The following is a 25,733-nucleotide window of genomic DNA, read 5'->3' as shown; positions in this document are numbered from 1 at the left end:
CGCAAGCAACTCTCCCTAATCTGTGGTCGGCCAGGCTGAGATCAAGGGCGGCTCGCCGGCGACGACGCGGTGGTAAGGGGTGGCGGCTGGGCGCTGAGCCAGTCGCAGGGCGCCGGTCAGGGCGTCCGCCCGGGGCCCGACGAGGCGCAGCCCGTGGTGGTCAAGCGCCCGCCGTAGGGGTGCGAGCAGCGCCTCGCCGGCGAGGAACAGCCGGCCGGCGACGCTGACCGGGGTGCTGCTGGGCGACAGGCCGCAGCGGCGCCCGGCGGCCGCGGCAGTGCGGGCCAGGTCGTCGGCCGCGGCCGCGAGAATCGCACCGGCGACCAGATCGCACCGTCCGGCGGCGGTGACCACGGCCGGCGCGAAGGCCGAGATCCGGACCGTCGGAGCGGCGGAACCCATCAGCCGCTGAACCGCGGGCAGGTCCATGCCGCCGAGATGGTCGGCGGCCGGTTCGGCGAGCGCCGTCGGTGGCCCGGTGCCGTCCGTCGCGGCCAGCGCGGCCGCAAGCCCCGCGCGGCCGATCGCGTAGCCGCTGCCACGGTCGCCGAGCAGCGGCCCCCACCCGTCCGCCCGGGACCAACGGCCGTCGTCGGCGACCCCTATGGCGACGGTCCCGGTGCCCGCGCAGATCAGCACACCCGGTCCGTCGAGCGCGCCGGCATGCGCAGGCACGCCGTCGTCCACGATGGTGACCGGGGCGCCGCCGAAGACGGCGGAGAGGGCATCGGTCAGCCGGCAGCGACCCGCCTGTTCGGCGGTGGCGCCGGTGAGGCCACCGCAGACCCGGTCGACCGTGCCGCGGTGACCGGACGCCTTGTGGGCCTGCCGAACGGCCGCGACGATCATGGCCACGTCGTCCGCGCCGGGTTCGTAGGTGAACCCGGCGCCGGCGCCGTCGTAGCGTCCGTCCGGAGTTTCGATGCGGAGCCGCAGACCGGACTTTCCACCGTCCAGCAGCGCGAACGTGCCCGTCCGATCATTCATCGGGTAGCCTCCCGGGCCGAGGTCAGGAGCCGTGCCGCGGCGTCCACCACGGCGTCTCCGGCCTCGGGCGAGAAGAGGCTGAGCATCGCCTCGTAGGTGCCGGCACGGTGAGCCTCCCGGTCGACGAGGTAACTCAGGTAGCCGTCGGTACAGCCGATCACCCGGGTGTCCCGGAACGGGCTCGCGGCGGCGATCCGCAGCCCGATCGCGGAGTACGGCTCGACCGGCAGATGCAGCCAGGCGATATCGCCCAGAGCCGCCGCGGTCAACGGCGCGTCGTACCTGTCGGGCAGGTCGAGCGCGCACATCCGCTCCTGGAAGCGGGCGCCCTCCAGGCCGGCGAGCGCGGACCGGGCCGCCGCGCTGTCCGCCGGTTCGGCGACCGACCGCCGGCGCGCCTCGGCGTCCGTCACGGTACGCCGGACGACGTCCGCCTTCGGCAGTCGCCGCCCTGGCAGGTGCACGCGTCCGTGCCGGACGGCCAACCGGCAGTCGCCGTCGACCGGGTCGCTCCGGTCCTGAAGGCCACGCAGTACGGCGCCGGCGAGCAGGGTGCCGAGCCGAGCCGCCTCGGCGAAACCACGACCGCGCCGCACCGCGCGCGGGCTGACGTCGCCGGCGGCCCCTTGGAGGAACGCGATCACCGGCGGCCGGCCGGTGCCGCCGCCGAACCGGGCCACCTCGCTGAGCGCGGCGGTCAGCACGGCGCGGGCGGCGCCGGGCCAGTCCGCCGACCACGCCAGGTTCTCCGGCCCGAGGGCGGTCGGATGGCCGGCGTGGTCGAGTAGGAGAGCCCGCACCTCCGAGCCGTCCAACGACCGCAGCGCCAGGACTCCCGCACGCTCGTCGTGAGGGCCGTCCGTGCTGTTCCGGTTCGCTCCCGTGCCCGGCGCCCAGACCACGCTCCAGTGGGGCTGGACGGGCTCCGGCGTCTGGGCGGCGCGCCTGGCGAGGGCGCGTACCCGGTCGGCGAGATGTTTCACCAAGCTGTCGTCGCGGCGCTCCGGGTCGGAGGGGTGGATGCCGCCGGTCCAGCCGGACGGGCCGGAGTGGGTGTGCGAGGCGCAGACCAGGACGTCGCCGCCGATGGGGTCCATGCCCTCGGCCACGGCCTCCCGCAGTGCGGCGGCCAGCTCGGTGGTCACGGCCACCGCGTCGAGGCTCAGCCACGTGGCGGTCGTACCGGCGTCGTCGGTGAGCGAGACGAGGCCGGCGGTCAGCGGGTCGTGCACGCCGGTCGCGACCCGGCCGGCCCGGGCGGCGTACCCACCGAGCGGGTGACCGGCGGGTGGCGTGACGTCCGCCATGGCGGCGCGCAGGGTAAGGATGCTCACGGCTCGATCACGCGGACGCGGCCGCCGTACGCGCGGGTCAGGCCTGCGTTGCGTTCGTCCCCGTCGGGCAGGTTCATCGAGGTGTAGATCGGCGGTGTGGTGCCGTCCGCGAGCAGGCGCCGGCTGACTTCCTCGGTGAGCAGCTGGGCGATCAGCACCCCGGCCAGTGAGGAGACCGCGCCGACGCGGGTGCCGTCCGCGAGCTCGACCGCCGCGTCGCCCGGTGGAGCCCCGGTGTCGACGACCACGTCGGCCAGGTCGGCGAGCCGCTTGCCGGAGTGGTGCCGGGACGGCACGGAGTTGGTGTGGGCCAGCGAGGTGATCGCGATCAGGGGGTGGCCCCTGCCGGTTACCAGGCTCGCCATCTCGACGATCGAGCCGTTGATGCCGCAGTTCGAGGCGAGCAGGAAGACATCGCCCGGACCCGGCCCGGCGAGGGTGTAGATGCGGCCGGCCAGCGTCGGATCGCGCTCCAGGGTGGGGTCCATGATGTCGCCGGGCGGCGTGCCGCCGAACATCACCAGGTCCTTGATCGAGAGCATGTTGACCGGGACGAGTCCGCCGGCCCGCCCGGCCATCTCATGGGCGATGATCCGGGCGTGCCCGGTCCCGAATGTCTGGAGGATGCCGTCATCCCGGTAGCAACCGACGATCAGGGCGGCCGCCGCGTTGATCGCCGGGGTCTGGGCAGACAGGACGTGGGTGAGCGTGCGCTGGGCGACCTGGGCGTAGGTGGTCATGAAACTCCTCACACTGACGGGTGGGCGACGGCGTTACCTGCCGATGCCGGCGGTGAGACCCGCGACCACCTGCCGGCTCGCCATGACGAACACGACGACGAGTGGCAGCACGGCCAGGACGAGGCCGGCGTAGAGGGCGCCTCGGTCGGTGGAGAACTCACCGAAGAAGCGGGACAGTCCGACCGGGATGGTGTATTTCTCGCTGGAGCGCAGCAGGATCAGCGGGAAGAAGAAGTCGTTCCAGGTGGGTGCGAGCTGGAAGACGGCGACGGTGGCGATCGCCGGTCTGGACAACGGTGTCACGATCGACCGGAAGAGCCGCAGCTCGCCCACGCCGTCGATGCGGGCCGCTTCCTCGATGTCGGTGGGCAGACCCCGAAGGAACGCCATCAGGATGAACACCGAGAACGGGATGCCGCCGGCCGCGTACAGCAGGGTCAGGCCGATTCGGCTGTCGACCAGGCCCATGCTCTGGAACATGTAGAAGATCGGCAGGACGCCGAGCTTGATGGGTAGCATCAAGCCGGAGAGGAAGTAGGCGGCCAGCAGCGCGCGGCCGGTGAAGCGCCAGCGCGCGAGCGGGTACGCCGCCATCAGCGAGATCACGGTGCACAACGTCACCGCGGCAACGGTGATCACCACCGAGTTGAGCAGGTAGGTGGACAGTGACGCGTTGGCCCAGGCCCGTCCGAAGTTCTCGAAGGTCGGGCTGGTGGGCAGCCCGAGCGGCTCCCGCATGATCTCCCGGTTGCCGCGCAACGAGCCGAGCAGCACCAGGAGCAACGGTCCGAAGGCCACTCCGGCGTACGCCCACAGCAGCACCTGGACGCCGACGGCGCGTCCGATCCGTGGCGCGGTGCTCACCACGGCACCTCCCGGCGGCGGAGCGACCTGTCGACAACGAGCGCGACACCGAAGACAACGACGAACATCACCATCGCGAGTGCCGAGGACAGCCCGATCGCGTTGACGCCGCCCTGGAAGGCGATGCGATAGAAGAGCAGGCCGAGCACGTCCATCGACTGGCCGGGACCACCGGATGAGCCGCCGAGCGCGAAGACCAAATCGAAGACGTTGAAACAGCCGACGAACGTCAGCAACGTCACCGCGCCCACCGCGGGCATGATGAGCGGGAAGCGGACCTGCCAGAACGCCTTCCACGCGGACGCGCCGTCGATGACGGCTGCCTCTTCCATCTCGGCCGGCACCGCCGCCAACGCGGCGCCGAAGATGAGCATCGGGCAGCCGATCCACTGCCACGCGTTGACCAGCACCACCACCGGCAGCGCGATGGCCGGGTCACCGAGCCACGGCCGGGTGAGCCCGTCCAGGCCGACCGCCTGGAGGCCCGCGTTGACCGGGCCGAACGCGGGCGAGAGCATCATCGACCACAGGTAGCCGACGACCAGGGGGCTGATCAGGTAGGGCAGTGAGTAGAGCGTCTGGAACATCCGCTTGCCGCGCGGGTTGCGGTGCAGCAGGACGGCCAGCCCGAGACCTACGGTGTTCTGCACCAGCATCGTGCCGGCGAAGAACACCACGTTGTGCCAGAACGCCTTGAGAACCTGCTCCTGGTAGGGGTAATCGCCGAGCACGGCGGCGTAGTTGGCCATCCCGGCCGGTGCGCCCCGGGTGGTGCCCTGCCAGCCGTAGAAGCTGTACCAGAGCGCGGTGGCAAGAGGTACGACGACGAAGACCGTGTAGAGGACGGCGGCCGGGCCGCAGAAGAACGCTACCCAGCCGAGCCGCCGACCGGAGCGGAACGCCACGATCAGCCCCTCGGTTTGAACCACGTGTCGACGCTGCGTTGCAGTTCCTTCGCGGCGTCGGTGGCGTTCCCGGTCCCGAGCAGGACGGCGGAGACGTTGGTGCGCAGCACTTCGGCGCCGGGTGGCGTGCCGTAGCTGAAGTCGGCGTACATGAGGTAGGGGCTCGGATTTGCTGTGTACGCGTCGAAGGCCTGCTTGAGCAGCGGGTCGGTCGGCGCCGTGCCAGGGACGGCGGAGATCTGGATGAGCTGGTCCGAGAACGCCTGGCCGAACTCGGGAGTAGCCATCCACCGGGCGAGCTCGACGGCCTCGTCCTTGCTCCTGGTGCGCGTGGCCACTCCGAACGACCCGTCCACGAAGCCGGGAGTGACGGCCTTGTCGAGCACGGCGCCGGGCGACGGAGGCACGCTGAAGATGCCCAGCTCGATATCGGGCGCGCTCTTCCTGAAACCGGCCAGTTCCCAGACGCCGCCCGGGAACATCGCCGCCTTGCCGGATACGAACAACGCCTTGGCGTCCTCATAGCCGACGCCGGAGAACTGTGGTTGCCAGTACTTGCTGGTCCCGGCATAGGTCTCGATCGATGCAACGTAGTCCGGGTCGGTGAACTTGGCCTCGCCGGCGAGGACGCGCTTCTCGAACGCTGCTCCGCCGTAGCGGGTGGCGCCGAAGATCTCGTGTTCGATCGGGATCATCCAGTCGTCCCTGACGTTCACCGCGAACGGGATGATCTTCTTACGCTGGAGGGTGGCCGCGCCGTCCAGCATCTGTTGCCACGTCTGTGGAGGGGCCACGCCGTTGTCGGCGAAGAGCTTCTTGTTGTAGACGACGTGCATCGTCTGGATCGCGAAAGGCACCCCGTAGATCTTTCCGTCGGCCCGGCCCCGTGCGCCGTCGAGCGTGGCGGCGGGGAACGATGCGAGCCTCGGCACCGCGGCGTCGAGTGCGAGCAGGCCGCCGGAGGCGATCGCCGGTTGCAACTCACCGTAGGCGCGGAGCTGGGCGAGATCCGGACCGGAGTCGCCGGACAGGCCGGTCTGCAGGATCGTGTTGTACTCGGTGTTCTTGTAGGCCCGGTATTCCACGTCGATGCCGGGATGAGTCCCCTCGAACTTCTCGAAGATCTTGTTGTAGACGGTCACGTCCTCGGTTCGCCAGCCCCAGACCGAGAGCTTGACATCCCCGTCCGCGGCCCCGGCGCCCGGCGAACACGCCGCGACCCCGCCCGCGATGACCATGGACAGCACACCAGCGATGAACCTTCGCACGATCTTTGCCTCCCCCGAGAGCTCAGATCCGTAAGCCTATACTGGTACGCACCTGTGTCAAGATGGGTTGGCGTGCCGGACGCGAACGGGCCCGACCTGGCGCGATGCGGCAACGGACACGGCAAGATGGTCGCGTGCCCCGACCTAAGCACCAGCCGACCACCGACGCGCCCCTCCCTCTGCGGCTCCCTCCGGGCATCTCGAAGGCGGATGCGCTCTACCAGGTACTCGTCCAGCTCGCGGGGCAGATCGGCGCGGGCGGGCTGATACCGTCCGAGCGGGTGCTCGCGGAGCACTTCGGGATGGCCAGGACCACCGTGCGCCAGTCCGTCCAGCAATTGCTCACCGATGGTGTGCTGTTCCGGCGGCACGGGCACGGCACGTTCGTCGCCACCCAGCGCCCGGGATACATCGACATGCTCACGTCGTTCAGTCGCGACATGCGGGCCCGCGGGCTGACACCCGGCGCGCGGGTGCTGACCGCCGAGGTCGAGCCGGCGAGCCGGGTGGTCGCGGCCCGCCTGCAGGTCGCGGCCGGTTCTCCGGTGCTCAGGCTGGAACGCCTGCGCACCGCCGACGGACGGCCGATGGCCCTGGAACGGATCACCGTGCCGGCCGAGCGGTTCCCGGGCATCGCCGACCTGGACTGGGCCGATCGCTCGTTCTACGAGGAGTTGGAACGCGGCTGGGGCGTCCAGGTCGGCGGCAGCGACAGCCAGGTGGCGGCGGTGCTGCCCGATCCGGCCGACGCCGAGCTGCTCGACATCGACCCCATTCAGCCTTGCCTGCTGGTCGATGCGATCGTGCACGACACGCGGGGCGTCGTGTTCGAGGCGGGCCGGGCCTGGTACCGGGGCGATCAGTACGAGGCGGTGGTCCGGGCGCGACGCCCGGCGAGCTGACACCGGCGCCCGGCGGCGGGATGGTCACCGGCGGGCGCCCGGTGACCACCCCGCCGGCGGAGGCTCAGGCGACCTCCAGGTAGTCGATCTCGGCGAACTGGTCGACGTGCCGCAACCGGATCGTGTTCGTACCGGCCCGCAGCCGCACCGTGGCGCCGGTCTGCCGCCAGTTGTCCCAGCCGGTCACCGGGTAGGTCACGGCCGACGCGGCACCCCCGTTGACCGTCAACTCCTGCCGGGCCGGCCCGGAGGAGCCGTTCGCGTACCCGATGTGGACCGTGTAATCCCCGGCCACCGGCGCGAAGACGTCCACCTCGGTCCAGCTGTCGTCGAAATCGAGCCCGCCGACGACACCCTCGCCGGACGAGCCGGCCGCGCCGGTGCGAACGGTCGCGTGGTTGATCCGGCCGCGTTCGGCCTCGTAGCGCACCCGGCTTCCGCGGGCCACCGGATACCCGCCACTCCAGCCGATCTCGACGGTGTACATGCCGCGCCCGCCGGTCGGCAGCCAGCCGTGGAACATGAAGCGGTCACCGGGTTGCGATGCGGTGCCCCGCAACAGGACACCACCGCCCGGCCCGCGTACGGCCCCGTCCAGCGAATCCGTGGTCAGCAACGGACGGAACGCCTTGACGTACGGGCCGGTCACCGACGACGCGGTCGCGTAACTGGTGCTGTACAGCGGGCTGCCGTAGGGACCGGTCGAGTAGAACAACACGTAGCGGCCGTCCTGCTTGACCAGATTCGGTGATTCGATGACCCCGTGCTCGTCGGGCCGATCGACCTGGAGGAGCCGGGTCGCCGAACCCTGGAGTGAGAGGCCGTCGGCCGCGGTGCGCTGGATGTACAGGCCGGGATTCGCGCCCACCCTGTTCTCATCCGTCTTCCAGAGCAGGTACCGCGCGCCGTCGCTGTCCACGAACGCCGACGCGTCGATCGCCCCGGAACGGTCGGTCGGGCAGACCAGTGGCTGGGAGCCGACCGGGGTGAACGGCCCGCGCGGTGACGTCGCCGTGGCCGCGCCGACGCACTGGAGTCCGGAGGCGTTGTGTTTGGCGGTCAGGTAGAGCAGATAGGTGCCGTCCGCCCGGCGGGTGACGTCCGGAGCCCAGGTGTTGCCCGGCCCGGCCCACGACGGCAGCGACGGCAGCCCGTCCGCGCTCTGGAACGTCCAAGGACCGTCGGGGGAAGGGGCGGACGCCACCGGCATGTTCTTCTCGTTGTTGTTCGTCGCGTACGCGTAGTACGTGCCGTCGACGGCCAGGACCGACGGATCAGGGAAGTCCTGCCCGATCACGGCCCGGTTGGCTTGCGTACCGGTGGTGTTCCGGCCGAGCGCGCCGCGCACGAAGTGGTCGTCGATCTGCTGCGCGGACAGCGCGGACGGGTAGACGGCCACCTCGTCGACCGAGCCGGCGAGCCGTTGGCCGGCGTCGTCACCTCGGGCACCGATCTTGAGGGTGCTGTTACCGCCCGTCGCCGCGCGGGTGCTGGCGATCGACGCGTCCAAGGCCCCGTCCAGGTAGACGGAGAGCCGTGAACCGGTGAAGGTCGCCGCCACGTGGTGCCAGCTGCCCGGCTGGACGGTGGTTTTGCCCACGGTCTCGACGGGGTCGTCCCCGCCGTCCAACGCCACCAGCCGGAGCTTGTTGCCCGGCCTCAGCCGCAGGAGGTACCCGTTGTTGGCCGGCGCGTCGTACTTCTCGATAAGCGCCTGCTCCGTCGACGTGGTCACCTTGATCCACGACTCCAGCGTGAATGGGCCGGTGAAGTTCATCGCCGGGTTGTTCGGCACCTCGACGAACCCGTTGTCGAGCTGCAGCGCGGTGTCGGTGTCGTCGGCGATCGCGCCGGCCACCTCGTGGGTCTGGAATTCGCGGTAGGCGCCGTCGTTGCCCCGGCCGGACGAGTCGGCCGCGACCGGGTTGCCGTTCAGCTCGCCGAGCCGCCAGTAGCCGGCCGGCAGGGCACTACGGACCAGGTCCGGATAGCTGGTGGCGGACGGCTGGGCGACCCGGACCGTGACCTTGCGGGTAGTGGGCGGCCCGTCCGCCGGATCGGCGACGAAGTCCAGTGTGTACTGGCCGGGCGCGGTCGGCATGGTGACCTCCACACCGACCTTCTGCCAGGCGAGGCGCCGGTTGCTGGTGACCGAGAACGACGTGTCCGCGGACGCCGGCAGACCACTGCCGGAGATGGTGAGCGTCCCGGGCACGGTGCTCTCGCCGAGCGCCTCGATCGTGGTGTCGAATCGGACCTTCTGGGCCGGCGCGAAGAGCTTGCGCCCCGGCTTGACGACGGTGGCCTCGGCCTGGTCGGCGTGGGCCGGGGTGTTCCGGGTGTAGGTGACCACGATGTTCGCGGTCGCGGTCGGCTGGCCAAGGTCGATGGTCTCGGTCGTGGCGTCAAAGGCGTGCGACGCGCCGTTCACCGTCGCCGAGGCCATCCGGTAGCCGTCCGGTACGCGTAGCCGCAGCGTGACAGCGTCGGCGCGGACCCGGCCCGTGGAGGTTACCGGCGGCGTGACGCTGGCACGGACGGTGTTGTTCGCGAGGTCCGACTCGATCGAGTAGCTGACCGGCCCGAACGCGGTGGGCATGTCGGCAATGTTGATCCTCTTGCCAGAGGCCAGCCAGCCGCGCGGTGTGGCCGACGCGAGGTTCAGCGAGCCGGGCATGCCGTTCGTCTTGTTCTGCTCGCGGACCAGCATCAGGCGCAAGGCCTTGAGGTACATCGCGTTGTTGCCGGACAGCGGCGGCCACCACTGCGTGCGGTTGTATTCACCCTGCTCCGGGCAGGGCGCTACCGTCGCGCCCTCACCGCCGATGAACGTGTAGGGCGTGAGATCCTGCGCGAGTTTGCCGTAGAAGCTGAGTGCAAGTCGGTCGGCCTGGTCGTTGTCGGCCAGGAACTTCTGCAGTGAGTAGCCGTACTGCTGGTCCACGCCGGAGGACTTGTAGCCGGCGGCGCCCCCGGCGAATTGGAGCACCTGCCCGCTCTCGCAGACACCGGGGTCGACGCCGGTGGCGTTGAACCGGGTCAGGCCGAGCATCAGCGCGCCGTGTTTGTTGAGGTACTTGTGGATGCCGGCGGCGCGCGCGCTGCCCGGCTCGATCAGCCCGGTGGCCATGACGAACGGCATGGTGAGGTTCCAGTAGCTGCCGAGGGTGTCCTTGGTGATCTGGTCGTACGGCGCCGGCGCGTTCGGGTCGAGCAGCGAGATGGGCAGGAAGATGGAACCGTCTGGCAGCACCTTCTCGGACGCCGTCACGGCGTTCAGCAGCGCGGTACGCAGGCCGTTCGCCTGGGTGGCGAACTGGTCGGCGATCGCCGTCTCGCCCATCTGCCGCAGCGCGTTGCCCATGTCACGGATGCCGCGCCAGGCCTCCGCCTGATGGTGAACACCGTAGACGTCCGAGTCGATGTCGGTGCCGTACTGCTGCTTTTCCAGCAGGCCGTTGGGGTCGGCGGCCCGCTGGCGCGCGTACTCCGTCAGGAAGCTGCGGAAGGTGGTCAGGTTGTTCCGGATGAACGACGCGTCGTTGCTCTGGAAGTAGTGGTAGGCCGCGTTCTGGAGTTTGATCCCGCGTTCCCAGTTGAGAAACGTGTCCGGGCCCTGACCGCGTTTGACCAGGACGTCCATGTTGGTGCGATAGTCGGAGGCGAAGCCGAAGTCGCCGAGCACCTCGATCGATGGCCCGACCTCGGGCACGAACGCGAACGTGTCGTCGTGCGCCTCGTAGGCGTTGCCGATGCTCTGCTGCCAGCCCATCACAAGGTTCTGCATGAGAAGGTTGCGCATCGCGTCGGCGGCGTACTTCTCCGGCACCTCGACCTTCGCGCCGCCGTTGACCACGTTCTGCCAGTAGGTGCTGATCGTGTTCTTGGCCGACGTCCAGGTGCTGCTGTTGGCCTGCAACGACGTGGCCGCGGCGTTCTCGTTGAGGATCGCGAGGTAGACCTCGGCCTTGCCGGACGACAGCGGCGGGCGCAGCGTCAGGTAGGAGTCCTGCCAGGTGGCGGTGCCGCTGTACGCGAGGAACGTGCGTCCGTTCTTGACCAGCCGGTTGCCGCTGAGGGTGGCACCGGCGAGGTCCGGCCCGACGATCCGAATCCTGATCGTGGGCGCAGTGCCGGAGGACTGGATGTCGAACTTGACGTGGCTCACCAATGCGTTGGTCTGCGAGTCGCGTGCGGTGAACGACTCCCGGTCGTAGCGCACCCCCTGCGCGTCGGTGTAGCTCAGCGCGAGGATCGGCAGGTAGTCGCCGGTCAGCTTCGGCTCGGCCAGCCGGGTGCGGTCGCTGCCGTAGATCTCGGTGCCGCCGGAGCCGACCCCGAACGTGAGGCACTGCGGGATGTCACCCTGCTGGCCGGCCGGGCACTCGTCGAAGTTGTGCTCGTAGCCGCCGAACTTCTGCTCCCATTGGGAGACGATCTGACTGCCGTCCGCGACGTGCAGCGAATATTGGCGGTTGGTGACGGCGGTCCGCGGGTCCGGCTTCGGGTACGTGAACGGAAGGTAGTAGTAATGCGAGGCGGTGAGCTGGCCGTCCGAGCCGTTGGCCGGCATCAGCAGGGGTTTGATGTTCTCGTAGGTGGGACCGTCCGGGCCGGCGATCAGCTTCTCGCCCCATCGGTCGGTCTTGTCGTTGAGCATGTCGTTGACGCGGTCCGCGTAGTCCGCGGGCAGGGTCCGTTCGGTCGCCGTCGTGTGCGGCGGATCGGCCCGCGCCGGGCCTGGCCCGGCGACGGCACTCATGGCAAGAGGGACAGCGAGGGCAGCCGCCAGGATGGGGCGTCCATGCATTCGCATCATTTGAGCTCCCGTCAACATCTGGTGTGTACCAGTAACGGGGCGGGCTGCGACATTGTCAAGGGTCGATGCGATGCGCCCGTTGCCCGCCCGGTCCTGCGGAAACGCCGTCAGGGTGCGGCTTTGCGGTTGTGCTCACAGTGCCGCCGCGCTCGACCCACTACAAAGGACGCGGCCTTCCAGGGCATCAGCCGTCGCGAGACGGCGCAGCGTGAGCGCCCCGCCGTACCGGTCGATCAGTATGGCGACAGCCACCGGACTCTTACCGGACAAGCCTCGGGTTGTCTGCGCGAGAGCGCCGCGAAAGCCAGACGCCAGCGAGCCGAAAGACGGGCCGCCGATGATGGTGCGCGTTGGACCCGGATGCCGTTGCAGTAGAGCCGCGGTCCGTCGCCGCGTTCCGGCGGGCTCCTTGCTGCTCATGATGCATACGCCACGGCTTTCTGTGATGTTAAGTATCGTTACGCCAACATGAGAGGACCGCTGTGATCTTGGTGGCCGGTGCCACGGGGCACGTGGGCGGAGCGATCGCCCGGATCCTCGCCGAAGCGGGCGAGCCGGTCCGGGCGCTCGTCAGAGACGCCGGACGGCAGGGCCTGGACTCGCGGGTCACTTGGGTGCCGGCCGACCTCAACAAGCCGTCAACCGTCGCCGCCGCCCTGCCCGGTGCGACGGCGATGTTCATGATGGCCGGCTATCCCGGCCTGTCGGAGGTCCTCGATGCGGCCCGCGGCGCCGGTGTGCGCCGCATCGTGCTGCTCTCGTCGCTGTCGGCCGCTGACGGCGACACCAGCAACGTCATCGCGCGGTACCACATCGAATCCGAGGAGACGATCCGCGCCAGCGACCTGCCGTACTCCTTCCTGCGCCCGCCCACATTCATGACCAACACGCTGCAGTGGGCGTCGACGATCCGCGATGGCGGCGTCGTGCGGGCCACGTTCCCCGACGTGCCGATGGCCGTCATCGACCCGCAGGACATCGCTGCCGTTGCGGCCGTCGAGCTGCGGGAAGCCAGTGGGGACAGCCACGTCCACGAACTGAGCGGTCCGCAGGCGATGACTCCGAAGGACCGCATCGACGTGCTGAGCGACGTGCTCGGCCACCGGATTGGCTTCGAAGGGCTCACCGACGAGCAGTCGGCGAAGGTCCTGCACGAGCAGATGCCCGCCGCGTACGCCGAGGCGATTCTGAAATTCTTCGCCGAGGGCACGACGGACGAGTCGCCGGTGCGTCCGACGGTCGAACAGCTCACCGGCCGTCCGCCGGCGACGTTCCGCCAGTGGGCCGAGGCCAACGTGGGGGAGTTCCGGTGAAGAAGCTCCTCAAGATCGCCGTCGCCGTCGCCGCTGTTGTGGCCCTGAGCGCCGTGCCGGCCGACGCTCACCCGACCCGGCTGCAGGTGCACCGGTTCGCCTCTGCCAATCCGGGCTCGGTCAACTCCTACACAGTCCGAGGCCCGTACGGTTCCGTGGTCATCGACACGCTGCGGACGCTCTCCGACGCCCATGCGGCCGTCGCGCAGACCCACGGGGTGCAGGCCATCGTCCTCACCCACGCGCACCCCGACCACGTCGGAGGTGGTGAGGTCTTCCGCGCCGCCTACCCGAACGCGCCGTACCACGCCACAACGTCCGCGATCACGACGATCCGCACCGACCCGCTGGGCTTCTACGCGCTCACCCACCAGCAGCTCGGTGACGACTACCCGGCCCGGCCGCTGGTACCCGATCGCGCTGTCCACGGCGGTCGGCCGCTCACCGTCGCCGGGCTGACGTTCCAGACAGCCGAGTTCGCTGCGGCTGAGACCAGTGACCAGATCGTTTACTACCACCCGTCCAGCCAAAGCATCTTCGTCGGTGACCTGGTCGATAACGCCATGACACCAGCCCTGTTGGAAGGTCACACGTGCGGCTGGCTCAAGGCGCTGGACCAGTTGCGGCAACGCTTCCCCGAGGCACACACCGCCTATCCGGGCCACGGTGCCCCGGCCGACCTGCAGACCCTCATTCGTGATCAGCGCACGTACCTATTGCGCTTCCGGGGACTGGTCGGCCTTGCAGTGCGCACGCAATCGCCAGGCGGCAGCACGGTCACCGCAGGCGAGGAAGGCCGCATCGTCGATCAAGTCAACACCTGGTACCCCGGCTACCAGCCGGTCGCATCCATCCCGACCCTCATGCACGTCAACGTCACCGCGGTTGCTGGAGAGTTGCTGTCGGAGAAGCACGGCTGCCGCTGATTGATGTCCATTGAAGTTTGCGGGGTCGTCCGTCGTAGGTCTACCGGTAGGGCTTGGCGGTGCGATTGTAGGCGATGGTGAATTCTCGATCTTGTGTGCGAGGTCCTGGCGGGAGCTGAATTCGCTGCGGCGCAGCAGCCTGCGGGCGCGCCCGTGGGGCACGCCAGTGGGGCGGTGCCACGCAAACGATTCGCCACACATCGGGGGAGCCTCTCCTGCACCCCATCGCTGTCAGACCCGGTCGATTCGTGTTCTGGACCGGGCATCCTCGTTTGACGCGTTCGCTGGTATTGGTGGCTTCGCCGCTCGGCTTCTCGGCGCGAGCCGAGTCTCGGCCGCAGCTGCGGGGAAAGCTGCGGCCGAGACGGCCCTTCGGCAAGGTGTGACCGGACTCGAGCGATCCTTTTGACCCTCTCGAGCAGATCTCACCCGCTCGGTGAATCCTGGCAAACGCCGCTTTCATTCCCCTGACGGCACGCTGTCACGGTATCGCCCGTCGCAGCACAAGGTATGCGGCGTACCGCCGGCGAGTAAGCCGGTCATCGACGTCCCGTCGATCACCGCCAACGCCATATCGCCAGTCCATGCCCGCATCACGCCTCCGCTCGATCGGTTGCCATCTGAGGTGACGGTAGGAGCCGGTGCGATAGAAATTCCCTGTCGAACGGTGCGGGCCGGCCCGCTTGGTGGACCGGCCCGCTCGGCGTCACGATGGCAACGGGGATGACGTCGCGACGCCGGCTCAGGCGACCCGTTCTTCCACTCCGGCGCACACCGTGGCCGGCGCTGGTGTACCGACCGGTGGCTTGGAGGGCCACCAGCTGCGGGGGCCCAGCAGTGTCAGCACCGACGGCAGGATCAGGATGCGGATCACCACCGCGTCCAGGATCACCGCGGCTGCCAGACCGAAGCCGATCTGTTTCAGTTCGGTCAGGCTGACGAACATGAAGCTGACGAATACGGACACCATCACGACGGCGGCGCTGGTTACTACGCTGGCCGAGCGGGTGATGCCGTCCGCGACGGCTTCGCGGGTCGGCTGCCCGGCAAGCATCCTTTCGCGGATTCTGCTCACCACGAAGACCTGATAGTCCATCGAGAGTCCGAACAGGATCACGAAGAGGATGAGCGGAATCCGGGAAGTGATGAATCCGCCGGAGGTGAAACCGAGCAGTCTCTGCGCCCAGGTGCCTTGGAAGACCGCGACCAGGGCGCCGAACGCGGCGGCGGCGGACAGTACGTTCAGGAGGACCCCGACCAGCCCGATGACTATCGATCGGAACGCGAAGCTCATCATCACGAATGTCACGAGCAGCACGAACGCGATCACGAGCGGCGTCCGGCTGGCCTGGTGGTCGACGTAGTCGATGGAACGGGCTACCTGCCCGGACACGGCGTAGTCGAGGCCGGGGATCGCGCCCAGGGTCTGCGGGACCAGCGTGTCACGCACGATCTTCAGCGATGTGATCGAGGCGGGCGCGTTGGTGCCGGTCGGAACCGGAATCTCGAGGGTGCTGACCGTGCCGTCGGCCGACGTGCTGATCCGGGGGTGGTCGGTGCGCGCGAAGTGTGGGTCGGCCTGTGCCCGGTCGCTCAACTGAACGAGCGCGGCATTGACCGTGGCTTTCTCGGCTGCGGGCGCTTTGACGGCGACGAAATGCGCGATTCCCTCGGCCGGGAACAACCGCGCCATACGGTCGTAGGCGGCGATCGCCGGGATGCTGCGGGGGAAGGTGTCGTTGCCCTCCACCCGCAGCTTGATACCGAGCGCGGGCAACGCCAGCAGCAGCATCAGCCCGGCGGCGACGACCAAGGTGACCAGCGGGTGCTGGGTGGCCGGTCGCAGCAGGCTCTGCCACACCCGGCTGGGCATCTCGCTGGTCGGCAGCACGCCGCGGCGGCGGACACTGCGGCGGTCTACCCGCTTGCCGAGCTTTGACAGCAGCGCCGGCAGCGCGGTCAGCGAGCCGGCCATCGCCACCAGCACCACGATGATCGAGCCGGTGGCGATCGACGAGAAGATGACGTCGTCTACGAAGTAGAGGCCGACCAGCGAGAATATGACCGCCATCCCGGAGACCATGATGGTGTGCCCGGAGGTGACAGCGGCCAGTTCGACCGCCTGGGTGTGGCTGAGCCGCCCACCGGAACGCGCCCGTTCCTCCCGGATCCGTTTGAGGTAGAACAGCGAATAGTCGACACCGACCGCCATGCCCATGAGCAGGACGACGTTGGCGACCGCCCCTCCGGCGTCCGGGAAGACGAACGACGCCAGCCCGTACAGGCCGAGCGCGGTGCCGACCGACGAGATCGCCAGGATCAGGGGCACCGCGGCGGCCATCAGGGCACCGAACACGATGAATAGGATGACCAACGTCACGGGGAAGGTGATCATCTCGGCCCGGGCCAGGTCGGAGCCGAGTTGCTTACCGTTGCCCTTCGACGTCGAGGCCGAACCGGTCTGCGCCAGCACCACCCCCGGATGGGCCGCCTGTGCCGCGGTGACCTGCGCGTCGACGTCCGGCAATGCGGCCGTGGCAGCCTTTGCGTCGCCCTTCATGGTGAACGTCACCAGCACCGCGGTCCGATCCGCCGCTCGCGCGGGAGCCTGGACGGCGGCCACCGACGGCAGCCTGGACAGCTTTTCCGCGACATCGGTCGCGGCCTGGTCTGCCTCCGACCCGACTGGCGCGTTGCCTTGCGCGGTGATCAGCACTCGCTCCGTCGGCGGCTGGGTCAGGTTGCCATCCGTGGCGATGGACTCGGCCCGGCCGGCCTCGCCGACCCAGAAGTCATTGCCGGACGCCTCGTTGGTACCGACGCCCGCGCCGACGCCGATGGACAGGATCACGAACACAACCCAGCCGAGGATCGCCTTCCACGGATGGGTCGCGCTCCACCGGGCAACTCGCACCGTGATGCCGCGCCGTGCCGGCGAGGTCCTGATCATTGCATCTCCTGAATTTTGATCTTACGCATGTAAGAATATACTTACAGGTGTAGGAATGCGTGTCAATGTGTGCCTGAACGGGGCGGTAATGCCTGGTCAGCCACCCGCGATAAGGCGCGCCAGCTCGGGCCCGCCGGCCGGATCGGCCGTCAGCCAGGCCCGAAACGCGGAATATCCGCACGTACTCGAGGTAATCGCGCTCAGCGCGCGGACCTGTCCTTCGAGTGACTGCCGGCCGATGGCGTGCCGACGCAGACCAGCGCGACGTCGCAGCGGTCGGAGTGGCGCGGGGGGCGAAGCCCGCTTCGGCCCGCTACACACCTTCCGTCAGGTGCTGCCAGGTACTACGGAGCGGCGTTTCGGGTCGGCCGGGGTGATTCCAGCGTCATCAAAGCGCTGCTCGAGCGCCTCCAGACCGTGCTCGTGGCGAAACGCCGCCTCGGCCGCGGTGATCGGCAGTAGCCACAGCACCCGGATGTGGCCCTGAGCCCAGTCGCACTGCTCCAGTTCCGGGCCCCACGGGTAGGGCCTGCTCACCAGCAGGTGATCGCATTCAGAGTTTTGTAGCCACGGGCGGCCGATCGCGACCGTGTGGCCCAGGTCGAGCGCGTGCTCGCCGCCGGTGGCGTGATAGTGCCCGACCATCGTGACGGTCTCGACGTGAACGTCGGACCTGTGCGCAGCGAGCAGAACGAACTCCAGGCCGTGCCCGCGGCCGGCCAGCCCAGAGGTCGCGTAGAGCCAGCCGCCCCCGGCAGGCTCTAACCGCAGGACATGGAAGCCCGAGACCCTCTCGTGGATCGGCCCGAGCACCGGTGGCAGCACCTCGACGGGACGGCCCGGAAAGCGCGCCCGCAGGTGGCTGAGGAGAGCGGCCGCGGACGGCGGCAAGTCATGCTCCACGGCGTCGTGGTGGCACACCTGCCCAGCGACATTTGTTCACACCGGCTGTGGCGATCATGACCACCGTCCGTTCAGCCGACACTCCGCAGGATCTGCTCGACCGCCGCAATCCGTTCGGTCAACTCGTCGATCCGGGCGTGCACCTGTTCCTGTTGCCGCACCGCCTGCTCGGCGACCTTGCGGTTCTTCGCCATCTCCGTCCCCAGGACATCGGTACGGTGCCGCTCGAACCGGAAATAGAAGGCGACGCACAACGTGATGCCACCAACCAGTGTCAGGATGGCCACGATGGGAATCACAATGGAACCGATATCAGTCACTGCGGGTTCTCCTGCATTTTGCTGGGTCCTTCCCCCTGGTCCATCTGCAGCGCCGCGAGGACCGTATCGACCGTCAGGGTGAGCTCGAACGGCGCCAGTTCGAGATACTTCATCGCCTTGCCGTCGGGCGACAGCTCCAGATGCCCTTCGATGAGCCCGGCCTTCTCCAGCCGCTCCAGATGCATGTAGAGCAGCGGGCGGGAAACTCCGAGCCGGCGCGCCAGCTCGCTGACGTGCACACGTCCTGCGGCGAGTTCCCCGATGACCCGCAGCCGGAGCGGATGACCGACGGCCGCGAGTACGGCCAGCAACTCTTCACTGGTCAGAAGTTCGCTCCCATACTGTCTCGGCTTTCACATGTCAGTTCAACCTATCGGGTGGAGCTTGTGGATACAAATATCGGGTGGACGCAGGGAGTGGCCGAGCTCGACGACCGGATGGATTTGCGCCGCGGGCGGGCTCAGCGGCCAACGTGCTCCGAGGCCGATGAAGCGGCCCATCACGTGGCGCAGTTGCGGCAGCGTCCCGGAGCGCGGTGAAGATTGACGGCGCGTGCCGCGCGGTGCCGTTCGTGAGCTCCGGTACGGGTCTCGAAGGATGCTCGTCTGGAAAGCTTGGGTGATCCGGGTCGGCGCTCGAGCGGTGTGAGACCAGCGCCAGCTCGTGCTGGTATGCCGTCCGTCGGCACCGTCTCGGTAGAACTCGGGTGTGTCGGCCGACAATTCTGATGCCCGCCGTCCACACCGCGGTGTGGACGGCGGGCCCTCAAGCCCGATCAGATGTAGTCCACGTAGAGACTCCACCATTCCGGGAAAAGGCGTTCGCAATCGTACGCGCGCCATTCGCCACGGTCGATTCCCCTTTGACCTTCCGCCTTGCAAAACGGCAAAGAGGCCGACTTGAAGTCAAGCACGTATCCCCAGGATTGCGTCCCGATCTCCCCGTCGGCCTCGGCGGCCTGCTCGACCTGGACGCGTGCCGACGCCGCGCTGGCCGGTGCCGCCGCCAGGATGGCGCCCAAGGTCATGGCCACGCCCACACAAACGTTTGCGGTCCTCTTCAAGACTCACCTCATTCGACTCGCGATGCAGTGAAGTGCTAACCGTGACAAGCCAAGCGTGTCGATATGTCGTCCCGACCTCGTCACGCTGTCGCGGTTCATTCGTGGCCCGCGCCAGGGGATGCGATGTGTTCCACATGGGGCATTTGACCCCGGGGGAGTCGGCGAGCGCGGCTGGGTCATCGAAGCCGCAGTGGAACTGGGCGTTGTACTTACGCCCTGATGGATCCCGTTTCGAGGTCCGCCACGCCGAGACGGAACCGTGTCGAACTCCGTCTTTCTCCGGCTCCCGGGCTCGGCTCCGGGGCTATTCTCCTGGCCGGTCGGGACGGCACCGGATTCGGTGAACCGTTCGCGGCGCAGGATCCGATGAAGGGGTGTGACCAGTACGCCACCTGCCACTCCCGCCGACGCTGAGTTGCTCGCCCGCGTCACGACCGGCGACCGCGCCGCCTTCGAGGCGTTCTACCAGCGGCATGCGACCTGGTTGGTGCTCCGGCTGCGCTATCGCTGCGCCGACACCGAGTTGGTCGACGACGTGGTGCAGGAGACCTTCCTGGCGGTCTGGCGCGGTACGGCGAGATATCGCACGGAGCACGGTGGCGACGTCTCGGGCTGGCTGTGGCGGATCGGCACCCGCCGCCTGATCGATTCACTGCGGGGGCACGGGGCCCGGCAGCGGCTGGCCGGCCTGCTGGCGCGTCGGCAGCAAACCGACGAGCCGTCGGCGGAGGAGCAGGTGCTGATCGGGGTGGAGCACGGCGATTTCGCCGGTGCACTCGCCCGGCTTTCGCCGGAGTTGCGAGCCGTCGTGCAGGCGACCGTGCTCGACGGCCTGAGCACCGCGGAGGCGGCGGTGCTCCTCGGCATTCCGGCCGGCACGGTCAAGACCCGGGCCATGCGTGCCCGGCGGCAACTGCGTCAGGAGCTGGCGTGAGCAGCGAGGGGGAGGGGTCATGACAGCGGCCGAGTGGCATCTGCCGGACGGGGAGCTTCGGCGGTACGGGGAGGGAACACTCGTCCCGCCCCAGCTCTGGTCCACCGAGGCGCATCTGGCGGCGTGCGCGTACTGCCGGGAACGGCTCGCCGCGGCGGCCGAGCCGCAGATGACCGCGGCGGGCTGGGTCAGGCTCGATGCGGAGCTGGACGCGCCCGTCCCGGGGCCGGTGGAGCGCCTCCTGGTCCGGGCCGGCGTGGCCGAGCACACCGCCCGGTTGCTCGCGGCCACTCCGGTGCTGCGCCTGTCCTGGCTGGTCGCCGTGGCGTCGACCCTGGCGCTCGCCGCGCTGCTGGCCAACCTGGCCGACCCGGTGGTGTTCCTGGCCGTCGCGCCGCTGTTGCCGGTGGGCGGGGTGGCGCTCTCCTTCGGGCACCGGGTCGACCCGACGTACGAGATCACCGTGGTCGCTCCGATCCACACCTTCCGGCTGCTCCTGTTGCGCTGCGTGGCCGTGCTCTCCACCACCACAGTGCTGAGCGCCGCGGCGACCCTGGCACTGCCCGACCTGGGGTTGACCGCCCTGGGCTGGTTTCTGCCGGCGTTGGCGCTCACGTTGCTCACCCTGGCCTTCATGGCCCGGCTCGGCCCGGTCCTCGCCGCGGTCCTGGTCGGCCTCGGCTGGGTCGTGCTGGTGACGTCGACGCTGGGCGCCGGCTCCGGCGGCTCGTCACCCTTCGTCCCGGTCGGACAGCTTGCGCTGGCGCTCGCCGGCGCCCTGGGCGCCCTCGTCCTCGCCCGGATGCACCGGGCGTTCGAAACTCCAAGGAGGTTCCGGTGACCGTCGTCAGCGCATCCGGCCTGTCCATGCGATACGGCCGCACGCTCGCCCTGGCCGACGTGGCGTTCACGCTGGCCGACGGCGTGACCGGCCTGCTCGGTCCCAACGGCGCGGGCAAGACGACGCTGCTGCGGATCGTCGCCACGGCGCTCGTGCCGGATCGCGGGGAGCTCACGGTGCTGGGCGTCGATCCCCGGAGCGAGTCGGGCCGGCTCGCCGTCCGGCGCCGCCTCGGCTATCTGCCGCAGGATCCCGGCTTCCATCCGGGGTTCACCGCGTTCGAGTTCGTCGACTACGTGGCGATCCTCAAGGAGCAGACCGATCGCCGGGCCCGGCATGAAGAGGTCCGGCGGGTGCTGGCCGCGGTCGGGCTGGCGAACCAGCGCGGACAGAAAATCAGGGCGCTGTCCGGCGGGATGCGGCAGCGGGTGGCATTGGCCGCCGCGCTGGTGGGCGACCCGGACCTGCTGATTCTCGACGAGCCAACCGTGGGTCTCGACCCGGAGCAGCGGCTGCGGTTCCGCGAGGTCGTCGCGGAGCTGGGCGAGGGGCGTTCCGTGCTGCTGTCCACGCACCAGACGGAGGAGGCGATGGCGCTCTGCCAGCGGGTGATCGTGCTGGACCGGGGCACGGTCCGGTTCGAGGGCGCGCCGGCCGACCTCGCCGCGCTGGCCCGCGGCCGGGTGTGGACGACTGAATCTCGCGTGGTCGGGGCGCTCGCCTCCTGGCGCGACGGGACCGGCCGGTATCGCCACGTCGGCGCTCCGCCGCCTGGCGCCGAGCTGCTCGAGCCGACCGTGGAGGACGGCTACCTCCTGCTCGTCGATGCGACCGCACACCAGGGGGTGCTCGCGTGACCGCGGCCGTGGTGACGGAGACCCGGGCCGGCGTGAGGCCGGGCGATCCGCGCCGGGCCATGGTCGCGCTGGCCAAGGCGGAGGCGGTCCGCCTCCTGCGCCACCCGGTCACGATCGCCGGCATCCTGCTGTTCGTCGGGACGCAGCTGTACGGGTGGCTGAGCGCCGGTTCGGACCACTATCCAGTCCTTCAGTACGAGGACTGGTCCAAGCAGTTCACCGCCCTGCTGACGCTGGGTGGCGCCGCTCTCGTCGCCGTCAACCTGGCGGCGCTGCGGGCACACCGGCACGGCACGACCGCCGTGTTCGACACGCTCGTCCTGCCCGCTCCGTGGCGCGCCGGCGCCTTCCTGCTGTCCGTGCTGCCGTACAGCGCGGTCGTCGCGGTGTTGACCGGCGGGCGGATCGGCCTGCTCGCCGCCGTGCCCGGCGCGGCCGGCCGGCCTAACCCGTTCGAGCTGGCGCTCTATCCCGCGGCCGTCCTGCTGCTGGGTGCCGTCGGAGTCCTGCTCGCCCGGTGGCTCCGCGCCGCGATCGTCGCGCCGCTGCTACTGATGGGTCTGACCGCCGTCACCTTCGCGGGCGCCCTACCGTCCACCCCTGGCGCGACGTGGCTGCGCTGGTTGCTGCCGGTCGCGCTGGAGGAACCACCGATGCCGCTTCCGGTGGACCTGATGGCCCGCCCGGCCGGGCGACACCTGGTTTACGTATTGGGTCTGGTCGCCCTTGTCGCCGTCGCGGTGCTGGCGGTGACCGGCGCCCGCGGCCGTCGGCTGACGGCGGCCGGTGCGGCCGGCCTGTCGGTCGCCGTCCTGGCCGGCTCGGCGCAGTTCCTTCCGATGAGCGACGCGGTACGGGCCGCCCGGTCCACCGCGGCCGAGCGCCCCGCCGAGGTCCAGACCTGCCGCCGGATCGACCAGGTCACCTACTGCGCGTTCGACGGCTTTTCCTCCTGGATCGGCGGGTGGGACGGCGTGGTCCGTGGCGTCCTGCGCGGGGCGCCCGACGACCGTGCCCGGCAGCCACTCGTCGTGCGGCAGCGGATGTCCACCGTGGACCTCTACGCCGACGGCGAGAGCTCGAGGAGTGCAGAGCAAGCGGCGGCCGCCGCAGCCGCGTGGCGGCGGGTGGACGCCCGCGCCGGCACGCCGGACGCGGTCACGGTCGGCACCCGGTGGGGCGACGGCAGATCGGCGATCACATTCGCCGGCCTGGTGGCATACCAGGTCGTGGTGGGTCGCGGCGGCCCGGACGGCAGTCAGCTCTGCGGCGCGCGGGGAGTGCTGGTCGCCTGGCTGGCCGGCCAGGCGACCCCGACAGCGGCCGCCGGCCTGCATGAAGCAGACGCCACGAGTTGGGGTGCGTTGCCGTTCGGCGATCCGCAGTTTCCTATCGGTCTGTCGGTGCCGGACCGGGAGGCCGCGGTGGCGCTGGCGCTGCTGAACCGCCCGGCCGCCGACGTTGCGCAGGTGGTCCGGCGCTCGTGGGCCGAGTTGGCCGCCGCGAAGACATCCGCCGAGCGGGCCGGCGAGCTGTTCGGCGTACCGGTGGCCCCACTGCCGCCGGAGGAGGAACGGACCGTATGCGGCGCGTGAGCGCTCGGGTCCTCGTGCTGCTGTTGGCGCCGACCGTGCGAGCCACGCGGTGGGGGGCGTTCCTGGCCGCGGCCGGTGTCGGGCTGGCGATCGTCGTCGTGCCCGCGGCCACGACGACGATGCTGACCGCCGAGGATCTTGTGGCACTGCTGCGCGTCGCGGCGGTCTGCGGTGCGCTGGGTGCCGGGTTCCTGCTCGACGACCCAGCTGCGCGCAGCACCGCCACGATGCCCACGCCGCGTCCGGTCCGGCACGCTGCCCGCGCCGGCGTGATTCTGCCGGCGGTCGCGGTGTGGTGGGCGCTCGTGCTGGGCGTCACCGTGGCCGGCGCCGAAGAGGGCATCGGCGCGACGCTCCCCATCGGTGGCGTGACGGCCGAGGCGGCCGCGCTGGGTGCCGTCGCCCTCATGGTGGCCGCCGTCCGCCTGCGTGGCAGCCGGGCGGCCGGCGTGCGGGCAGACGGCGGCGTCGCCGCCTTCCCCGCCCTGCTGGTGCTGGTCATGGCCGCGACCGTGCTGCCGCGCGGGCTGGCGCTTTTCGTTTCGCCGGACAGTCCGGAGTGGACGGGGGCGCACGGCCGGTGGGTCGTGCTGCTGGCGGTCGCCCTCGCCGGATCGTTCTGGGCGAGCGTGGAGCCGACCAGGCCACTGCGCACGCCGTTCCGTTGACGGCTTCCGGCCGGCGGGCGCCAGCAACCGGGTGGCCAATATCGTCCGAGACGCGCCCACCGGCCGCACTTCATCCACCGCGTTCCGAGGCCGCATCACCGACGGACGACGCCTCACCCGCCTGGCCGCCACCCGGCCCGGAACTTCCGGCGAGCGAACGTCGTCGCCACATGAGTCATCTGATCGCATCACCCGTTGTTCCTCCGCCTGCGACTCAGGCAGCATGACGAAGATCACCCAGCCGCCCGACGCGGACGGCGAACCAGTGTCCTGAATTCCGTCGTATGGGCGTGGAGTTGACTCGATGATGGGCCGGCGCGTGCTGGCGATCGCGGCAGTGGCCGGGCTGATGATCGCCGGGCCGGTCGGCTGCTCGACCGGCAAACCGGCTGGTCATGCCACTTTTCACGATGACCATGAGGCCTCGATGGACATGCCCGGCATGCACGCCTCGGTCCCGCCCAGCGTTGGTGCGGCCACTCTTCCGGGCCCGCTCCTGCCTGGCATGCCGCCGCCGTTGCGCGCCGACGACCTCTACGCCGCCGACCGGCCGAACGCGCTGTCGGATGCGGTCAAGGACGACCCGGTTCGCGTCTACGTGCCGAACTTCGACGACGGTACGGTGTCCGTGATCGATCCGGCGACGTACCAGGTGATCAAGACCGTCCGGGTCGGCAAGGGTCCGCAGCACGTCGTGCCGTCATGGGATCTGCGCACTCTGTGGATCAACAACAACGAGGGAAATTCGCTGGTGCCCCTCGACCCTGCCACCGGCGTCTTCGGCAAACCGGTGCCGGTCGACGATCCGTACAACCTGTATTTCACGCCGGACGGCAAGGCTGCGATCGTGATGGCCGAGGAGCAGGAACAGATGGTTTTCCGCGACCCGCACACCATGGCCGTGCGCAAGACGCTTCCGGTGCACTGCAAAGGGGTCAACCACGCCGACTTCTCCGCCGACGGCCGCTATCTGATCGTCAGCTGCGAGTTCTCCGGTGACCTGATCAAGGTCGACGTTGCCAAGCGGTCGATCCTGGGGCGGATCCGGCTCCCCGGCCACCATCCGATGCCCCAGGACATCAAGATCGCTCCGGACGGCCGCACCTGGTACGTCGCCGACATGAACAACTCGGGCGTGTGGGTCGTCGACGGCGACCGTCTCGCGGTGCGAAAGTTCATGCGAACCGGCGACGGCGCCCACGGACTCTACGTCAGCCGCGATTCCCGGAGCCTCTACATCGCCAACCGTGGTGAGGGCTCGATCTCACTACTGAACTTCGCCACCGGCAAGCTGGTCGCCAAGTGGCGCATCCCCGGCGGCGGCAGCCCGGACATGGGCAACGTGTCCGCCGACGGCAAGGTGCTGTGGCTCTCGGGCCGGTACGACAACGTGGTCTACGCCATCGACACTACGGACGGCCATCTCGTCAAGAAGATCAAGGTCGGCCGTGAGCCACACGGTCTCACGGTCTGGCCTCAACCCGGTCGCTATTCCCTCGGCCACACCGGCATTCTCAGGTAGGGGGACGACCGGGCCGGAAAGT

General features: G+C 69.6%; 21 protein-coding genes. 9 read left to right on the top strand and 12 right to left on the bottom strand.

Translation table 11 applies throughout. The annotated features are described in order from the left end of the window. Positions 1–15: 15 nt before the first annotated feature. From AB0M54_RS17385 to AB0M54_RS17360, 6 genes are read right to left on the bottom strand one after another with little or no spacing between them, the layout of a single operon-like run. A complete protein-coding gene (locus AB0M54_RS17385; RefSeq protein ID WP_364472230.1) occupies positions 16–987 on the bottom strand; it encodes a BadF/BadG/BcrA/BcrD ATPase family protein in 972 nt (323 codons plus the stop codon). Beyond that, the gene (locus AB0M54_RS17380; protein WP_364472227.1) at positions 984–2,321 is read right to left on the bottom strand and encodes a hypothetical protein; all 1,338 of its coding nucleotides are present in this window, start codon (positions 2,319–2,321) and stop codon (positions 984–986) included. The genes AB0M54_RS17385 and AB0M54_RS17380 overlap by 4 nt, the downstream gene beginning before the upstream one ends. Continuing rightward, complete coding sequence (locus tag AB0M54_RS17375; protein WP_364330634.1) at positions 2,318–3,061, bottom strand: SIS domain-containing protein; 744 nt, start codon at positions 3,059–3,061, stop codon at positions 2,318–2,320. Before AB0M54_RS17375 ends, AB0M54_RS17380 begins: the two co-directional genes overlap by 4 nt. A gap of 33 nt (positions 3,062–3,094) precedes the next feature. Further along, complete coding sequence (locus AB0M54_RS17370; protein WP_364472224.1) at positions 3,095–3,925, bottom strand: carbohydrate ABC transporter permease; 831 nt, start codon at positions 3,923–3,925, stop codon at positions 3,095–3,097. Continuing rightward, the gene (locus tag AB0M54_RS17365; RefSeq protein ID WP_364330640.1) at positions 3,922–4,854 is read right to left on the bottom strand and encodes a sugar ABC transporter permease; all 933 of its coding nucleotides are present in this window, start codon (positions 4,852–4,854) and stop codon (positions 3,922–3,924) included. Before AB0M54_RS17365 ends, AB0M54_RS17370 begins: the two co-directional genes overlap by 4 nt. Then, entirely contained in the window at positions 4,833–6,098 is a 1,266-nt protein-coding gene (locus AB0M54_RS17360) for an extracellular solute-binding protein (RefSeq protein ID WP_364472222.1), read from the bottom strand. The genes AB0M54_RS17365 and AB0M54_RS17360 overlap by 22 nt, the downstream gene beginning before the upstream one ends. Positions 6,099–6,232: 134 nt before the next feature. Between AB0M54_RS17360 and AB0M54_RS17355 the strand changes: the two genes are divergently transcribed. Continuing rightward, on the top strand, positions 6,233–7,000 hold the full coding sequence (locus AB0M54_RS17355; protein ID WP_364472219.1) for a GntR family transcriptional regulator: 768 nt from the start codon (positions 6,233–6,235) through the stop codon (positions 6,998–7,000). 64 nt (positions 7,001–7,064) lie between these two features. Here the strand turns inward: AB0M54_RS17355 and AB0M54_RS17350 are convergent, their stop codons facing one another. Then, positions 7,065–11,762, bottom strand: coding sequence for a family 43 glycosylhydrolase (locus AB0M54_RS17350; protein ID WP_364472216.1), 4,698 nt, complete (start codon positions 11,760–11,762; stop codon positions 7,065–7,067). A gap of 548 nt (positions 11,763–12,310) precedes the next feature. Here AB0M54_RS17350 and AB0M54_RS17345 point away from each other — a divergent pair. Together AB0M54_RS17345 and AB0M54_RS17340 are read left to right on the top strand one after the other, a co-directional pair. After that, a complete protein-coding gene (locus AB0M54_RS17345) occupies positions 12,311–13,132 on the top strand; it encodes an NAD(P)H-binding protein (protein WP_364472213.1) in 822 nt (273 codons plus the stop codon). Further along, positions 13,129–14,058: an MBL fold metallo-hydrolase gene (locus AB0M54_RS17340; RefSeq protein ID WP_364472210.1), complete on the top strand. Its 930-nt coding sequence runs from the start codon at positions 13,129–13,131 to the stop codon at positions 14,056–14,058. Before AB0M54_RS17345 ends, AB0M54_RS17340 begins: the two co-directional genes overlap by 4 nt. 742 nt (positions 14,059–14,800) lie before the next feature. Here the strand turns inward: AB0M54_RS17340 and AB0M54_RS17335 are convergent. From AB0M54_RS17335 to AB0M54_RS17315, 5 genes are all read right to left on the bottom strand, one after another. After that, complete coding sequence (locus AB0M54_RS17335) at positions 14,801–17,008, bottom strand: MMPL family transporter (protein ID WP_364472207.1); 2,208 nt, start codon at positions 17,006–17,008, stop codon at positions 14,801–14,803. A 327-nt stretch (positions 17,009–17,335) separates the two neighbouring features. Next, entirely contained in the window at positions 17,336–17,899 is a 564-nt protein-coding gene (locus AB0M54_RS17330) for a suppressor of fused domain protein (RefSeq protein WP_364330659.1), read from the bottom strand. A gap of 83 nt (positions 17,900–17,982) precedes the next feature. Next, positions 17,983–18,231, bottom strand: coding sequence for a hypothetical protein (locus tag AB0M54_RS17325; protein ID WP_364330662.1), 249 nt, complete (start codon positions 18,229–18,231; stop codon positions 17,983–17,985). Beyond that, complete coding sequence (locus AB0M54_RS17320; RefSeq protein ID WP_364330664.1) at positions 18,228–18,542, bottom strand: winged helix-turn-helix domain-containing protein; 315 nt, start codon at positions 18,540–18,542, stop codon at positions 18,228–18,230. The genes AB0M54_RS17325 and AB0M54_RS17320 overlap by 4 nt, the downstream gene beginning before the upstream one ends. Positions 18,543–19,006: 464 nt before the next feature. Beyond that, a complete protein-coding gene (locus AB0M54_RS17315) occupies positions 19,007–19,264 on the bottom strand; it encodes a hypothetical protein (protein WP_364472205.1) in 258 nt (85 codons plus the stop codon). Between the two features lie 406 nt (positions 19,265–19,670). Here AB0M54_RS17315 and AB0M54_RS17310 point away from each other — a divergent pair, with 406 nt between their 5' ends. From AB0M54_RS17310 to AB0M54_RS17285, 6 genes are all read left to right on the top strand, one after another. Then, positions 19,671–20,228 carry an RNA polymerase sigma factor gene (locus tag AB0M54_RS17310; RefSeq protein ID WP_364472202.1) on the top strand — a complete coding sequence of 186 codons (558 nt, stop codon included), beginning with the start codon at positions 19,671–19,673 and terminating at the stop codon, positions 20,226–20,228. Between the two features lie 19 nt (positions 20,229–20,247). Next, positions 20,248–21,069 (top strand): hypothetical protein, encoded by an 822-nt coding sequence (locus AB0M54_RS17305; RefSeq protein ID WP_364472199.1) that lies wholly within the window; start codon positions 20,248–20,250, stop codon positions 21,067–21,069. Further along, positions 21,066–21,926: an ATP-binding cassette domain-containing protein gene (locus AB0M54_RS17300; RefSeq protein ID WP_364330676.1), complete on the top strand. Its 861-nt coding sequence runs from the start codon at positions 21,066–21,068 to the stop codon at positions 21,924–21,926. The genes AB0M54_RS17305 and AB0M54_RS17300 overlap by 4 nt, the downstream gene beginning before the upstream one ends. Continuing rightward, the gene (locus AB0M54_RS17295) at positions 21,923–23,521 is read left to right on the top strand and encodes a hypothetical protein (protein WP_364472196.1); all 1,599 of its coding nucleotides are present in this window, start codon (positions 21,923–21,925) and stop codon (positions 23,519–23,521) included. The genes AB0M54_RS17300 and AB0M54_RS17295 overlap by 4 nt, the downstream gene beginning before the upstream one ends. Then, positions 23,518–24,189 (top strand): hypothetical protein, encoded by a 672-nt coding sequence (locus AB0M54_RS17290; protein WP_364472193.1) that lies wholly within the window; start codon positions 23,518–23,520, stop codon positions 24,187–24,189. The genes AB0M54_RS17295 and AB0M54_RS17290 overlap by 4 nt, the downstream gene beginning before the upstream one ends. Positions 24,190–24,493: 304 nt before the next feature. Next, positions 24,494–25,711: a YncE family protein gene (locus AB0M54_RS17285; protein ID WP_364472190.1), complete on the top strand. Its 1,218-nt coding sequence runs from the start codon at positions 24,494–24,496 to the stop codon at positions 25,709–25,711. The last annotated feature ends 22 nt before the right edge of the window (positions 25,712–25,733 follow it).

This window comes from Actinoplanes sp. NPDC051470 (assembly GCF_040682035.1).
GTDB lineage: Bacteria > Actinomycetota > Actinomycetes > Mycobacteriales > Micromonosporaceae > Actinoplanes.
Note: the sequence above shows the minus strand (reverse complement) of the source record. Positions and strands in the feature narration are given on the sequence as shown.